Consider the following 14351-nt stretch of genomic DNA (forward strand, 5'->3'; position numbering starts at 1 on the left):
CGGCATGGCCCAAGGCATGGGCTACAACAGCCGCCGCACAAGGGGAAGACGCCTGTAGACAAGACCTTGCGTGATACCTATCCGCTTCAGGAATGAGGGGAATTGCTCAGATCAAGAGCATGTTGCGCGATCGCCTGCCGGCGCGCTGGCAGGTGCCGGTGAAGCACCTCTTCCTCAAGGCCACGGGCGGGCTGGAGGCCGAGCTGGCGCTGCTCCCGCTGCTGATCGCACCGGGCGAGCGCGCGCTCGACATCGGGGCCAATTACGGGACCTATGCGCTCACCCTCGCCCGGCTCGGCGCGCGGGTCGATCTGTTCGAACCCAATCCCGCGATCGCGGCCGTGCTGGCCGCCTGGGCGCACGGCCGCACCGGCGTGGCGGTCCATGCGCTTGCCCTGTCAGACCGCGTGGGCACGGCCGAACTGGTGATTCCGGGCGAGAACGGCGTCGAGCATGACAGCTCGGCCGCGCTCGCCGGCGGGGCGGTGGCGAGCGGGCGGCGGGTAGCGGTGCCGCTCGCCCCGCTCGACAGCCTCGCGATCCGCGATGCGGCGCTCATCAAGATCGATGTCGAGGGGCACGAGGACGCCGTGCTGCGCGGCGCGGCGGCGACCATCGCAGCGAGCAGCCCGGCGCTGATCGTCGAGATCGAGCAGCGCCACATCGCCCGCCCTATCGCCGAGGCCTTCGCCGACATCCTGCGGCAGGGCTATCGCGGGTGGTTCCTGTGCGGCGGCACGCTCACGCCGATCGACCGCTTCGATGCCGGGCGCCACCAGCGCTTCGGCGAGCCCGGCGTGCCCTATTGCAACAACTTCATCTTCCTCGCCGAGCGCCGGGTCGCGCGCGGGGATTATGCCCGGCTGCTGGCGCGGGTGGCAGGGTGAGGATTCTCGTTGTCACCCCGCGCCACGCCATCTCCGGCGTGCCGCTGGCGCAGGCCCGCTTCGCCGCAGCCCTTGCAGAGCGCGGGCATGACGTCACCTTCATGATCGGTCGCTGCGACCCCGACCTCACGCCCCCCGCGCCTGCCGGCGTGAAAACGCTTGTGATCGGCGCGGCCCAGGTGCGCGGGATGATCGTGCCGCTGATGCGCCACCTGCGCCGCGAGCAGCCCGAGGTGGTGTTCTGCGCCGAGGATCACCTCACCTGCACCGTCCTCGCCGCCGCGCTGCTGACAGGCTCGAAGGCGCGGATCAGCGGATCTTCGCGGGTGACGCCGTTCGACACCTATTCCTCGACCCCCTTCACCAAGCGCTGGGTGCTCAAGCAGGCGATGCGCGCCCTCGCCCCGCACGCGCAGGCGCTGACCTGCGTGTCGCAGGACATGGTGGAGCAATACCGGACGCTGTTCCCGCGCATGGGCCATGTCTGCGTCTACAACATCGTCGCCACCCCCGATGCCCGCGCGCGCATGGCCGAGCCGGTGGACGATCCCTGGCTCGCCGATGGCCTGCCCCCGCCGGTGATCGCCGCCGGTTCGCTCGCCCCGTGGAAGGGCTTTGCCGACCTCATCCGCGCCATGGCGCTGGTGCCCGATGCGCGGTTGCTGATCCTTGGCGAGGGGCCGGAACGCGCTGCGCTCGAGGCGCTGGTGGCCGAGCTCGGCCTCGGGAGCCGCGTGCGCCTGCCGGGCCGGGTCGACAATCCGCTGCGCTACTTCGCCCGCGCGCGGGTCTCGGCCCTCTCCAGCCATGTCGAGGGTATGCCCAACGTGCTGGTCGAGGCGATGATGTGCGGCTGCACCCCAGTCGCGACCGACTGCCCCACCGGTCCGCGCGAGCTGCTTCAGGGCGGGCGCTACGGCTATCTGGCGAAGGTCGGTGACCCGTCTTCGATCGCGGCCGCCCTGCGCGAGGCGCTCGCCCGCCCGATTGCGCCCGAAGTGCTGGCCGAGGCGGTCGCACCCTTCGAACAGGACCGCGTAATCCGCCGCCACTTTGAACTGCTCGGGCTGGCCGAACATTGAGCCTGCGCATCGGCCTCAACGCGACCTGCTTTTCCGAGCGGCCCTCGGGTGCCAACCAGCGCTTCCGCCATCTGCTGGGCGCCCTGATCCGCGCGCGGCCCGAGTGGCACTTCATCATCTACGAGCCGAAGGACGCACGGATCGCGGACTGGTTCGCGGACTGCGGCAATGTCGAGACGCGCGTGACCCCGCTTCCCGCCGAGGGACGGATCGCGCGCTTCGCGGCGGGCCTCGGCTACTGGCGCCATGCCCTGCGGGGCGACCGGCTCGACCTGTTCGAGGCCTTCCACCTCCCCGCCGTGATCGCGCCCGATTGCCCGACCCTACTGACGATCCATGACCTCAGGCCCGTGCGCCCCGATGCGGCGTGGAGCGAGCGGCTGATCGCGCGCCCCGTCCTCCACCGCGCCCTCGCCCGCGCGCGGCTGACGCTTGCCGTCTCGGACACCGTGGCGGAGGAGTTGCGCACCTTCCACCCGGGCGCGCGAGTGCGGCGGCTCTACAACGGTGTGCGCCCGGAAGAACTCGCCCGCCCGGACGAAGCCGCCTGCGCGGCGACGCGCGCGCGCTGGAACCTGCCGGAGCGCTTCGTGCTCGGCGTCGGCCATCTCGAGCCGCGCAAGAACTTCGGGCAGGCCATCGCGGCCATCGCGCAGCTTAAGGCGCAGGGCCTCACCGTGCCGCTGGTGGTGGTCGGCAATCCGGGCGGCGCGGAAGCGGAGCTGGAAGCGGCCATTGCCCGCCACGGCCTCGGCGGATCGGTGCGGTTGCTGAGCGGCGTCGGCAGCGGTGATCTGCGCGCGATGTACCATCTGGCCGACCTGCTGCTGTTCCCGTCCGCCTATGAAGGCTTCGGCATTCCGCTGGTCGAGGCGATGGCCGCGGGCCTGCCGATCGCGGCGAGCGATACGCCGGTGTTCCGCGAGCTTGCGGAGGGCGCGGCCCGCTTCTTCGCACTCGGCGACCCCGCCGACACCGCCGCCGCCGTCGTCGCCTTGTGGAACGACCCCGAGGCCTGCGCCGCGCTAGCCGAAGCAGGCCGCGCGCGGCTCGCACGCCACGATTTTGCCGCCCTCGCCGAGGAGCTCGCCGCGATCTACCGCGAGGTGACCGGCAGCTGAGCCGCCAATGCGTCGCGGAATGCGGCGCGTGAATGGCGGGCCTCGTAGAGCGCCCGCTGCGCCGGATCGAAGGCCGGCGGCGGCTCGGCGCAAGCGGCATTGATGGCGGCGGCGAAGGCCTGCGGATCATCGCACAGATGGTTCGCCGCGACGACATCCGCGCCGTAGCCGGTGAAGGCCTCGGTGGTGCCGACCACGCGCTTGCCGTGCATCAGCGCCTCGGCGACCTTGGTCTTCATGCCAGAGCCCGACAGGATCGGCGCGATCACCAGCGCCGCGCCCGCATACCACGGCGAAAGGTCCTCGACCGGGCCGATCTTCTCGACATTGTCGGGGAGCGCACCCAGCGCATCGAGCCCGCGCCCGACCACCAGCGTGCGCATCTTCACGCGCGGCGCGACTTCGCGGGCATACCAGCGCAGCCCTTCGAGATTGCCGAAAAATCCGCCGCCCACAAACAGCGCATAGGGCTCGGCGCGCTGCATGGGGGCTGCAAGAAGATCGCGGGCGTCCTCCATCGCCAGCGGAATGACCGCGTCCGCCCCGCGCCCGAACCGCCGGGCCAGCGCCTCACTATCGCGCGCGGTGAGCGTGATTAACCGGCTGCTATGGCGCACAGCGAGCCGCTCGGCCTGCCAGTGTCCGGCTAACACGGCTGCCGTCCGGATGCCCGGTGATGTCCGGCAGGCTCCGGCGAAGAAATCGGTCTCGCAATTGTGGCAGAAGGTGAGGACGGGAAGATCGGGCCGCGCCGCGCGGGCGAGCGCCGCCGCTGCGCCGAGCTGCGAGCCGTCGCACAGCACCAGGGCGAGCGCAGGGTCGGCCAGACGGGCGCGAAGGTCGGCTTCGGCAGCGCGGTTGAACCCGCCGAGCCGGCCGCGCAAGCCGTCCCACGCCCCCGTTCTGCCCGACAGCCGCAGGACCGCGGGCGGCCCGGCCAGATCGGCAACGACCGTCTCCACCAGCCGCGACAGCGCCTCGCGCCCGCCGCCGGCGCGCCCTCCGTCATGTCCCGTAAGCAACAATACGCGGCTATGCGTCATCAAGAAACCTTTGCCCGAACGGGTACTTAGCGCTAGTGACAGGCCATGTCGAAGGCGCAGGCGCAACCATGATGCCGGTTGAAACCCCCGGCTTTTCGGTGGTCGTTCCCCTGTACAACAAGGTCGGCCAGATCGCCTCGACCCTGGCGAGTGTCCTGAACCAGACCCTGCCCCCGCACGAAGTGATCGTGATCGACAATGGCAGCACCGACGGCAGTGTGGAAGCCGTGGCGGCGATGGATCACCCCTTGCTGCGGCTGCTGCACGAACGGCAACGCGGCCCCGGTCCGGCGCGCAACCGCGGGATTGCCGAGGCGCGCGGCGCCTGGGTTGCCTTTCTCGATGCCGACGACCTGTGGGCGCCCAACCACCTCGAAGTGCTCGCCGCGCTGACGCAGCGGCATCCCGAGTGCGCGCTGGTGGGAGCGGGCTTCCGCCGCGCGGACATGCCGGTCGCGGCGCCGGTTGCCGATCCGGCCGGCCCCGCCGCCCCCAGCCGCGAGATCGACTTCTTCGCCGGTCACAATTGCGATCTCGTCTGGACTTCGGCCGTGGCGGTCCGTCGCACCGCTCTGCTTGCGGCGGGGGGCTTTGCCGCCTTTCCCGCAGGCGAGGACACCGATCTGTGGATCCGCCTCGCACTGTCGCACAGCTTTGCGGTGAGCACGGCCGAGACTGCGGTCTACGTTCGCGGCAATGGCGGGATCATGGAGGCGCGGCAGGACGAGATGCGGCGCGCGCCGCAGCCGCCCTCGCCCAACTTCGCAACCATTGCCCTGCTGCTCGACACGCCCGCCCATGCCGCGCGCCACGCGGCGCTGCGGGCCTATGGCGACATGCTGCGCCAGCGCTTTGCGCGGCAGATGGTCTATCACGGCCACGGCGCGGCGGCCCGCGCGTTGCTGCGCGGCGTTTCGCAGCGTGGTCGCCGCTGGTGGATGTGGTGGGCGATCAGCCTCGCCCCGCGCTTCGCCCTGCGTCTGGCGGCGCGAGCCTGGAACCTGCGCCACAGGATCAAGCGCGCGCGCTAGCGCGCCGCGTCCCGCAATCGCTGCCCGAGGCCGAGGCGCCTGCCGACCAGCGCGCTCCCTGCGGCCCCGAGGTGATGGGCATCGCGGTAGAGCGGCACGCCCTCGCGGATCGTCGGGCAGGAGGCTGTGGGATCGGGACAGAGCAGCGTGTCGAGCCGCAGCACCGGGGTCGCACCCTTGCCGGCAAAGCCCGCAAACAGCGCGTCGCTCCATGCTGCGGGCACGGTGCGCGCCTGTGGGGGAATCGCGCATCCCGGTGCAGGCGCTACCAATGGTAACCCGCCCTCGGCCCGCGCCCAGCACTGCCCTACATCGAAGCGCGCTGCGACCGGCCCGGTGACGATCACCACCCGCTTGCCCATCATCCGCAGCCGGAAAGCGGTGCGCTGCTGGGCGGCGACGAGCTCGGCAAGGCTCGCCGGGGCCAGCCGTCCGTCGGGCCGCAGCGCCGCGGTGCCCGGCTGAGCAAAGCGGGCGAAATTGCCCGACAGCACCACAACCTCGATCGAAGGCGTGCGGCGCAGATAAGCGAGCACGCTGGCATTGTAGGCGAGGCAATCGCGCGCGAAGCGGTAGGTCGCATCGCGATCGACCGGCGCGAGACCCGGCAGCGGCGCGCACTGCCCCTTGCTCGCCTGCGCGAAGCTCGTCTCTCCCGAGGCCTGTAGTGCGGGAATCAGCTGCTGCGAGAAGGAATCGCCCCACACCAGCATGTCGGGCGCCGGGGTGGTGGTGCAGCGCCCGTCGAACCGCGCCGCATCGGGATCGCAGCCCGGCAGGGTGAGGCCGTTCACGCCCGCGAGGTCGATCGTCTGCGGCCGCGCCTTCACCAGCGCGCCGGTCCCGATCACGAGGCCCGCGAGCATCGCCGTGGCCGCCGCGTAGAGCATCACGACCTGTCCCGGACGCGCGGGTGCGAACCGTCCGGGCCGCTCGATGAACCGCCACGAGAGCCACCCCAGTACGAAGGTCGCCGCGACCAGCCCCGCCCGCACGACCGCGGGCGGCGCGGCATTCAGCCAGATCGTCTGGGCGAAAGCGAACAGCGGCCAGTGGACGAGATAGAGCGAGTAGGAAGCATCGCCGATCCGCTCCAGCGGGGCCAGCGCGCGTGGCGCGGGCAATGCGGCGAGCAAGATCGTGGCGGTCGCAAGGCACACCGGCACCGCCAGCAGGTGCTGCGCAGCCGGTAGCGGGAGCACCATCGGCACGCACAGCAAGGCGATCGTGGGAAGCGCCAGCCGCCGCGCCCATGCCTGCCCCCATCCGCGCGCCGCCACCATCGCCGCGAGCACGCCCAGCCCCAGTTCCCACGCGCGGGTCGGCAGCAGATAGAACGCCGCGCCCGGCGAGCGGGGATAGAGCGCCAGATAGAGCGCGAGGCTCCCCAGTGTCGCCGCCGTCACGCCGAGCGCGCGCCACCTGCGCGGCAGCATCCACAGCGCCAGTGGCAGCAGCAGATAGAACTGCTCCTCCACCGCCAGCGACCACATGTGCAGCAGCGGTTCGGAGGCGGACTGGTCGTTGAAGTAATTGATCTGCCGCCACAGCACGACGTTGGTGAGATAGCCGATCGACCCGAGCGCCTGCGCCGCAAAGCGCGCATGGGCATCGGCCGTCAGCAGCAGGGCAGCGGCGATCACGGTCACCGCGAGCATGGCATAGGCCGCCGGGATCAGCCGCCTGATCCGTCGCAGATAGAAGCCCGCAAAACGGAACGCGCCCGCGTCCATCTCGCGCATCACGTGCCCGCCGATCAGGAAACCCGAGACCACGAAGAACATGTCGACGCCGAGAAACCCGCCGGGCAGCAGCGTCAGTCCGGCATGGTAGAGGATGACGGCGAGCACGGCCACGCCGCGCAGGACCTGGATGTCGCCGCGCATCCCCGCCCCCTGCGCCTGCGTCATCCGAAACCCCGGTCGGTGCCGATGATCTCGGCAAAGCTCCCCTGCGCCACCAGTCGGCCTTCCTCGAGCCGCACGATCGTCTCGCACACCCTCAAGGTCGACAGGCGGTGCGCAACGATCACCAGCGTCAGCTCGCGCGGCAGCTGCGCGACCGCCTGCATCACCGCGGCCTCGGTCGCCTCGTCGAGCGCGCTGGTCGCCTCGTCGAGCACCAGCACGCGGGCCTGCTTGTAGAGCGCACGGGCAATGCCGATGCGCTGGCGCTGGCCACCCGACAGGCGGATGCCGCGCTCGCCCACGAAGGTGTCATAGCCCTGCGGGAGGCTGGCGATGAAGGCGTCGAGCTCCGCCAGCCGCGCGGCCTCGCGCATGCGGTCGTAGTCGATCGTCTCGCCCGAGCGACCGAAGGCGATATTCTCGGCGATGCTGCCATCGGCGAGGAAGATCGCCTGCGGCACGTGTGCGACGGCGGCCTGCCAGGCGCTGCGGGTGGTCTCGTCGAGCGGTCGGCCGTTGACCGCTATCGTGCCGCCGGTCGGCCCGAGCAGGCCGAGCAGCAGATCGACAAAGGTGCTCTTGCCCGCGCCCGATGGCCCGACGAGCCCGATACGTGCGCCGGGCGCAATGGCAAGGTCGATCCCCGTCAGCGCCGTGCCGCGCTCGCCCGGATAGGCGAAGGTGACATCGTTGAAGGTGACCGTGCCGGACAGCGGCGCGGGGCGGGTCTCCTGCGCGCCCTTGTCGGGCAGCGGCTCGGCCAGCAGCGCCGCAACCTCGACCAGCGCGGCACGGTGGCCGTAAATCTGCGCCCAGCTGAAATAGGTCTGCTGGATCAGCGGCAAAAGACGCTGCGCGCCCAGCGCCAACGCGCCGAGCATCGGCAGCGCGCCGGAAATGCCCCCCGGCTGTGCCGAGACGAACACCGCGATCACCGCGATCAGCACCACGCCCGCCGCCTCGACCACGAAACGCGGCGCGGCGGCGAGGAACTGGTTGGTCGCCTGCGCCTTGCTGAACTGGCGGTCGATCGCGGCAAACTTGGCGAGGAATAGCGGCTGCGAATGGTCGATCAGCACGTCGCGGATGCCGCCCATCCCTTCCTGCAGGATCTGCACCCGGCCCTTCAGCGCGGCCGAGGCCGTGTCGCTGTTGGCGTAGAGGCGGCGGCGGGTGAAGCGGCTCACGAGGGCGTAGAGCACGCCGAAGCACGCCGCCGCGATCAGCGCCGTGCGCGCGTCGATTGCGATGAGGGCGGCAAGGATGAACACCGCGACCACCGCCGCCGTCATTCCCGCTGCGGCCGGCAGCAGGACATTGCCGAGCACGAACTGCACCTTCTGCATCGCGGCCATGGTCGCCGCGCTGTTCTCCATCACGTGGCGGGCATAGGGCCGGTACAGCACGCGGGCGTAGACCCCCATCGACAGCTCGTGACCGAGCGCGAAGAAGAAGTTCTGGCTGGCCCATAGCAGCACCAGCCGGATCCCCGCGGCAACCAGCGCGAGGGCGACCAGCAGACCCGCCGCGACCACCAACGTGCTCGCGCCGATAGCAGCCGCGAGGCTCGCCACGGGATCGACGATCCAGCCGTATCGCCCGAGCTCGGCGCCGGGCGAGATGATCGCGAGGAAGGGCAGGACCGCGCCGACAGTGGCGGTCTCGGCAAAGGCGCCCAGCAGCATCAGCGCGAGGATGGCGACCAGCTGGCGCTGCTTGCGCCGGTCGAGCTGCGCGAGGATCAACCGCACCGCCGCACCGACCGAGGTCGGCGGCGTGATCTGCGATGGCACCTCGGTCATGTCGCGCTGTCGGGCTGGCTTTGCGTCCCTGCCCATGCCTCGTAGGGCTCGGCCCAGTCCGGCCTTGCGGCGAGCGCGCGGGCGACGGCAGGGGCGGCATCCTCGCGCGCGGCCATCGCCCGAACGAGCGCATAGACCTGCGGCCGGGTCTCGGGCGCGAGGCGCATCAGCACGCCGGCCTCGGCCAGCGCCGAATCATAGCGGGCGGTGCGGGCATATTCGTTGAGCAGCCAGTTGCGCGCGAGCGGCAGGCGCGGGGCGCGGTCGCGCGCGGCCTCCATCAGCCGGGTCGCGCGCGGCAGATCACCGTCCGCACTCGCCGCAAGCCCCGCCAGCGCGAGCGGCTGACCTGCTGCCGGAAGGCGCGTCATGGCCGCAGCGATCATGGCACGGGCGGGCGCGTCGGGCGCTCCGCCGGTCTCCACAATCCGACGGCTCGCGAGCACCGCCAGCGCATTGCCCGTTCGCGGGATCGCCCAGGCGGACTGTTCCGGCTGCTCGGCGTCGAAGCGCGCTGTCACAGCCGCGCGCAGGCTCAGGCCCATCGCGGCGATCACCAGCGCGATCAGCGCCAGCCGCCAGGTCACGCGCCCACATCCAGCGTCTTGGTCTCGTCCAGCCCGCGCCGGCGCAGCGCACCGAACAGGCGAGACTTCGGCGGCGGTGCCGACTGGCCGTAGCCATAGCCGTAACCGTAATGCTCGTGATCCGCGTCCGACTTCGGCTGGAACTTGGTCAGCACCGCTCCGGCAACATGGGCCTTGGCATCGAGCAGCCGGCGCAGGGTGCGCTTGACCGCCGCGCGCCGTGCCGATCCCGCCTCGACCACCAGCACGGTCGCCTCGCAGATCGACGCCAGCGTCGGCGCATCGGCGAGGCCGAGGACCGGGGGCGCATCGACGATCACCACATCATAGGCCGCTTCGGCCTCGGCGATGATCTCGTGGATGCGCACCGTCGCGAGCAGATGCGCGGGCGCGGAGGGGATCGGCCCGGCCGGCAGCAGCCACATCGTCTCGAGCCGGGTCGGCACGACCAGATCCTTGAGCGCCGACGCATTGGCAAGCATCGTGCTGAGGCCCGCGAACCGCCCGGATTCGGACGCGAAGGAGGGGTTGCGCATGTCCGCATCGATCAGCAGCACCCGCTTGCCCGTGCGCGCCATGCTCTGCGCGATCGCCAGCGAGGAGCTGGACTTGCCTTCGCTCGGCCGCGAGCTGGTCACCAGCAGCGAGCGCGGCGTGCCGCCCTCGTCCACAAAGCGCAGCGCCGCCACGGTCGACTGGTAGCTTTCGGTGATCGGCGACTTGGCGTCCTCGAGTTGCTCGGCCAGCTTCTCGCCCTTGCCCAGCTGCGGGACGACCCCGAGCACCGGCAGATCGAGCGTCTCGCCCATTTCCTCGGGCGACTTGATCGTGTCGTCCACGAATTCGAGCAGGAAGGCGAGGCCCAGCCCGACGATCAGCCCCAGCACCAGCGCGATGCCGAGATTGCGCAGCGGCTGCGGGCGGTAGGGCGAACCCGGGACCAGCGCCCGGTCGATCACGGTCGCCTGGTTCTCGCCCAGCTCGCCCACCACGCCGATCTCCTTGTAGCGCTGGAGCAGCGCGTCGTAGAGCTCGCGGTTGGTATCGACCTCGCGCTGGAGGAAATTGTAGCCGATCCCGCGGCCGCGCAGGTCGAGCACCTGCGCGCGCAGCTGCGAAACCTGCGCCGCCAGCTCGCGCTCGCGCCCGGCCGCGGATTTGTAACGGGCGGAGAGCGCACCCGCGATCGTTCCGGTCTCGCGCGCGATGGCGGCCTTGACCTCGGCGATCTTGGCCTGGAGCGCGAGCATGTCGGGATAGTCGGGTTTGAAGGTCTTCAGCCGCTCGCTGTAGTCCGCTTCGAGCCGCGCCCGCTCGGCCCGCAGCGATTGCAGCGCGGGGTCGGTCATCTGCTCGTCCGAGCCCGCCGCGCCGCTGGCCTGACGGTAGGCCTGTTCGGCAGCGATCCGCTCGGCGGTCGCCAGCGAAAGGGCGTTGTTGAGCGCAACGAGTGTCTGGCTTGAAAGCGTATCGCCGGTCGCCGCGCTCGGCCCGTCACCCTCGCGGCGCGCGCCCCCGCTGCCGCCGCCGCCATCCAGCTGCACGATCCCCTGGTTCTGCGCATAGGCGACCAGCGCCCGCTCGCTGTTCTCCAGCCGCTCGCGCGCGCTGGCGAGCTGGTCCTGCAGGAAGCTGCGGGCGTAGTTGGTGGTGTTGTAGCGGTTCTCGGTGGTCGCCGCGATGAAGCCTTCGGCAAAGCCGTTGGCGACCTTGGCGGCGCGGCCCGGATCGGGATCGGTGTAGACCAGCATCACCAGATCGCTGCCGCGCATCGGCGCAACCTCGAGATTGGCCGCCAGCCGCCCGGCTGCGGCGCGCGCGCGCTGGGCTGCGGGGACCGCGGGATCGACGAAGCCGGGATCGTCGGCGAGCTTCAGATCGCGGGCCACGCGTTCGGCCAGTGCCCGGCTGCGCAGGATGCCGAACTGGGTCTGGAGATACTGGTCATCGTTGCGGAACCGCGGCGTCGGCTGGTTGCGGCTGCCGATGATCTGGGCGGGCTGGGCGTTGATCTGGAGAGTCGCCTCGGCGCGATACTCGCGGGTCGCCAGCAGGGTGATGATCACCGCGATCGCAAGCGCCGCGCCGAGGGTGCCCAGAACCAGCCAGCGGCGGCGCAGCACCACCCGCAGCGCCCTGTCGATATCGACCAGACGGGCCGCCTGCACAGAATCGTCGCGCACGGTGCCAGCCCGCGGCGCAAAGGAAAGTCCGGCCAACTGCCGTGGTCCGCGATCTGCGCGAGCGCCAGGGCCACCCATCTCGGTCACTCGCGGCAAGCTCCCCTGATTGCGTTACCCTTGATTATCCGCCGGAAATGGCAGGGATGCCGGGCGAGGTAAAGTGGCAAATCCGTCTAATCACAAGGTTATTCGGAGGTGGCCGGGGTCTTCATCGGACTGCCCGGAAGGCTTTGCCGGAGTGGCGGGCGCTGCCTCGCCCCGCTGCGCGGCAAGCACTGCAGCCAGCGCTGCCAGCACCGCCAGCGCGCCGGTCCGCAAGGGATAATCGACCAAGGAGTGGGCCAGCAGAAGGCCGAGCATGATCACCGCGCAGCGCGCAGCGGCCGCCTCCGGCCCGGCGCGCCACGCCGCGCGCGCCTGCATCGCCCACCAGCCCAGCGCGGCGAGGATCAGCAGAGCGCCGGGCGCACCATATTCGAGCAGGATTTCGGCGTAATCGCTGTGGGCGTGGTTGCGATATTCGGGGCCAGCCGCGGTCGGGTCTTCATAGTGTTGGTACACGCGCAGGAAGGTCCCCGCGCCGGAGCCGACAGGAAAGTGGTCGCGCGCGGCTTCGAGCGTTGTCGCAATCATGGCGGGGCGCTGCTGCTCGGCGCCGCCCGGGGGCGGGGTGTCGCCGGCAGCCGCGAGCCAGACCGCGCCGGCCGCTGCGATGGTTGCGCCCGCCGCCAGCGCGGCGATCCAGACGCTCCGTGAGCGAGGAGCCGCATGGAGCCAGACCGCGCTGACGATAGTGGCGATCAGCGCCAGCCCGAGCCCTGCCCGCGATCCGGTCAACACCGCTCCGCCCAGCAAAACCGCCAACAGCGTGATCGCGGCAGGGCGATTGGCCTTGCCGGGCAAAAGCGCGAGCACACAGGGGATCGCCAGCACGATCAGCGTGGCCAGATGGTTGCGATTGGCGAACAGGCCGGTCGCCTTGCCGGGGTTCGTGAGCGCATAGGGCTGCAACGCCGTCCCCTCCCCTGCCATCTGCTGCGCCGCGCCGAGGAGGATCGAGGCGACCGCGGCCGCCACGATGGCGGCCATCGCCAGACGCAACCCGCGCGGCGATGTGGCGGCGAAGAGTGCCAGCCCGGCAGCAGGGACGAGCAGGCTTGCCAGCACCGCGAGCGACGCGTCGGGATCGAGCGAAAGGGGAAGCCACGGCAGCCCCACACCCGCCAGACTGAAACCTTCAGCCACCGCGCTCCGGCCCGGAAGAGCGGTCCACACGGATGTCGGAAGCGGAACAAGCTGAATCACCAGCAACGCCGCAAAGGCAAGAAAGATCGCCGTGGCCCCGCGCGGTGGCAGCAAGGGCAGACGTGCAGCGAGAAGCCAGACGAGAAGGGCTCCGGACGACAGCTGGAGCAGGAGGTTGGCCCACAACCCGCCCGAACTCGATCCGCCGAGGATCAGCGCGCACAGCACAAAGGCAGGCGCAAGCCAATCCGGAGCGGTCCGAAGCGTCACGATGTCAGGAACGGCCTTGTACGGTGAAACGGCAGCAAGCGCGCGGCGGCTGGCCGCGGCGCAGGATCAATCAGGGGCTGCTCGAGCCGCCACCGGCCACCGCGACACCGATCGCCACGGCGCCCACGCCCGCCACGATCGGCAGGCCGGCCCCATCGAAGAAGCCGCCTTCCTCGCCGCCGGGAGGGCAGCCCTGACCGGCGCTGTCGGGGGTGCATTCTTCGTCAGCGGCAGCCGCAAGGCCGAGAACGGCGCGGTTGTTCATCTGGCCGATCTGCACCGGCTCGACCGGATTGAACGGCGTCGAAGTCGCCGCAACGGCCCCCACCGCCCCGCACAGGGCAACACACCCGATCAACAGTCCTGCAACGGCTTTGCGCATGGCGGCACCCTTCATAACGATTCGGAGATCAAGTCTGACGATCCGATCTTATAACGCATTGGTTAGTATCATCTTCGCGCACCCCATGCAACCGCATACGGGAATCACCGGAAGGGCTGGAACAGCGCCACGAAGGGCAGGGTCTGGATCAGCAGCTGCCAGGTCGCGCTGAGACTCGAACCGTCCACCACCACGATGTCGTCGGGGTAGATCGCCGGATCGGCCATCTCGCCCTTGCGAATCGACTTGAGGTCGAAACTGGCAGCCATGCGCTGGCCCTCGATGGTCCGGAACACGACCACGCGGCGCGGGTTAGCGCCCGTCGCGGTCCCGCGCGCCATGGCGATGGTCTGAAGCAGCGAAAGCTGGCCGGTCACCGGATAGAGCCCCGGCTGGACCACCGACCCGTCGACCGTGATCGTGCGGGCGACGGAGGATTTGAGCAGCACCTGCACGTCCGGGTTCTGGAGATAGCGCGCGCCGAGCGAGCTCGCGATCTCGGCCCCGACCTCGTCGGTGGTCTTGCCCGCCGCAGTCACCGCACCGATCAGCGGCACCTTGATGCGCCCGGCATCGTCAATCGCCTGCTCGCCCGAGAGGTTGTCCACCCGGTACACCCGGACATCGACCACATCGCCCGGGCCAAGCACGGCGGGCAGCTTCGGCAGCTTGCCCGCGAGCGGATCGGGCGCCACGAAGGACGGCGGATCATAGGGGATATCGCCCCCGCGTCCGGCGCAGGCCGGGATCAGTGCGGCAAGTAGCGCCAGAGAAGCAACCCGCAGCAGTTTCTCGAGAATTTGGCCCATGA

Annotated in this window: 12 protein-coding genes; 4 read left to right on the forward strand and 8 right to left on the reverse strand. The window is 70.5% G+C overall.

Annotated features, from left to right (window positions below; translation table 11 throughout):
* Positions 1 to 119: 119 nt before the first annotated feature.
* Genes BZF57_RS08915 through BZF57_RS08925 form a run of 3 tightly spaced genes read left to right on the forward strand, consistent with a single transcriptional unit; the run spans position 120 to position 3090 of the window.
* Complete coding sequence (locus tag BZF57_RS08915; RefSeq protein WP_162290967.1) at positions 120 to 887, forward strand: FkbM family methyltransferase; 768 nt, start codon at positions 120 to 122, stop codon at positions 885 to 887.
* Complete coding sequence (locus tag BZF57_RS08920; protein WP_162290968.1) at positions 884 to 1969, forward strand: glycosyltransferase; 1086 nt, start codon at positions 884 to 886, stop codon at positions 1967 to 1969. Before BZF57_RS08915 ends, BZF57_RS08920 begins: the two co-directional genes overlap by 4 nt.
* Positions 1966 to 3090, forward strand: a complete 1125-nt coding sequence (locus BZF57_RS08925) for a glycosyltransferase family 4 protein (protein ID WP_086736869.1) — start codon at positions 1966 to 1968, stop codon at positions 3088 to 3090. The genes BZF57_RS08920 and BZF57_RS08925 overlap by 4 nt, the downstream gene beginning before the upstream one ends.
* Here BZF57_RS08925 and BZF57_RS08930 read toward each other — a convergent pair.
* Entirely contained in the window at positions 3066 to 4133 is a 1068-nt protein-coding gene (locus BZF57_RS08930; protein WP_086736871.1) for a glycosyltransferase, read from the reverse strand. The genes BZF57_RS08925 and BZF57_RS08930 overlap by 25 nt on opposite strands.
* A 68-nt stretch (positions 4134 to 4201) precedes the next feature.
* Here BZF57_RS08930 and BZF57_RS08935 point away from each other — a divergent pair, with 68 nt between their 5' ends.
* Positions 4202 to 5164 (forward strand): glycosyltransferase family 2 protein, encoded by a 963-nt coding sequence (locus BZF57_RS08935; protein ID WP_086736873.1) that lies wholly within the window; start codon positions 4202 to 4204, stop codon positions 5162 to 5164.
* On the opposite strand, the gene BZF57_RS08940 is transcribed toward BZF57_RS08935, so the two are convergent.
* The 7 genes from BZF57_RS08940 to BZF57_RS08970 all read right to left on the reverse strand — a co-directional run bounded on the left by BZF57_RS08940 (position 5161) and on the right by BZF57_RS08970 (position 14349).
* On the reverse strand, positions 5161 to 7074 hold the full coding sequence (locus BZF57_RS08940) for an acyltransferase family protein (RefSeq protein ID WP_086736875.1): 1914 nt from the start codon (positions 7072 to 7074) through the stop codon (positions 5161 to 5163). The two genes, BZF57_RS08935 and BZF57_RS08940, sit on opposite strands and share 4 nt — an antisense overlap.
* A complete protein-coding gene (locus BZF57_RS08945) occupies positions 7071 to 8873 on the reverse strand; it encodes an ABC transporter ATP-binding protein (protein WP_162290969.1) in 1803 nt (600 codons plus the stop codon). The genes BZF57_RS08940 and BZF57_RS08945 overlap by 4 nt, the downstream gene beginning before the upstream one ends.
* Complete coding sequence (locus BZF57_RS08950; RefSeq protein WP_086736879.1) at positions 8870 to 9460, reverse strand: hypothetical protein; 591 nt, start codon at positions 9458 to 9460, stop codon at positions 8870 to 8872. Before BZF57_RS08950 ends, BZF57_RS08945 begins: the two co-directional genes overlap by 4 nt.
* Positions 9457 to 11643 carry a GumC family protein gene (locus BZF57_RS08955; RefSeq protein ID WP_162290970.1) on the reverse strand — a complete coding sequence of 729 codons (2187 nt, stop codon included), beginning with the start codon at positions 11641 to 11643 and terminating at the stop codon, positions 9457 to 9459. Before BZF57_RS08955 ends, BZF57_RS08950 begins: the two co-directional genes overlap by 4 nt.
* A 177-nt stretch (positions 11644 to 11820) precedes the next feature.
* Positions 11821 to 13158 carry an O-antigen ligase family protein gene (locus BZF57_RS08960; protein WP_086736883.1) on the reverse strand — a complete coding sequence of 446 codons (1338 nt, stop codon included), beginning with the start codon at positions 13156 to 13158 and terminating at the stop codon, positions 11821 to 11823.
* Between the two features lie 70 nt (positions 13159 to 13228).
* The gene (locus tag BZF57_RS08965; protein WP_143738432.1) at positions 13229 to 13540 is read right to left on the reverse strand and encodes a hypothetical protein; all 312 of its coding nucleotides are present in this window, start codon (positions 13538 to 13540) and stop codon (positions 13229 to 13231) included.
* A 104-nt stretch (positions 13541 to 13644) separates the two neighbouring features.
* On the reverse strand, positions 13645 to 14349 hold the full coding sequence (locus tag BZF57_RS08970) for a polysaccharide biosynthesis/export family protein (protein WP_162290971.1): 705 nt from the start codon (positions 14347 to 14349) through the stop codon (positions 13645 to 13647).
* Positions 14350 to 14351: the final 2 nt, after the last annotated feature.

The sequence above is a fragment of the Erythrobacter colymbi genome (genome assembly GCF_002155685.1).
GTDB lineage: Bacteria > Pseudomonadota > Alphaproteobacteria > Sphingomonadales > Sphingomonadaceae > Erythrobacter > Erythrobacter colymbi.

Excerpts from the sequence above, each read along its gene's own strand:
- BZF57_RS08915 (WP_162290967.1), top strand. The coding sequence starts at position 120 with ATGTTGCGCGATCGCCTGCCGGCGCGCTGGCAGGTGCCGGTGAAGCAC.
- BZF57_RS08930 (WP_086736871.1), bottom strand. The coding sequence starts at position 4,133 with ATGACGCATAGCCGCGTATTGTTGCTTACGGGACATGACGGAGGGCGC.
- BZF57_RS08935 (WP_086736873.1), top strand. The coding sequence starts at position 4,202 with ATGATGCCGGTTGAAACCCCCGGCTTTTCGGTGGTCGTTCCCCTGTAC.
- BZF57_RS08940 (WP_086736875.1), bottom strand. The coding sequence starts at position 7,074 with ATGACGCAGGCGCAGGGGGCGGGGATGCGCGGCGACATCCAGGTCCTG.
- BZF57_RS08945 (WP_162290969.1), bottom strand. The coding sequence starts at position 8,873 with ATGACCGAGGTGCCATCGCAGATCACGCCGCCGACCTCGGTCGGTGCG.
- BZF57_RS08965 (WP_143738432.1), bottom strand. The coding sequence starts at position 13,540 with ATGCGCAAAGCCGTTGCAGGACTGTTGATCGGGTGTGTTGCCCTGTGC.
- BZF57_RS08970 (WP_162290971.1), bottom strand. The coding sequence starts at position 14,349 with ATGGGCCAAATTCTCGAGAAACTGCTGCGGGTTGCTTCTCTGGCGCTA.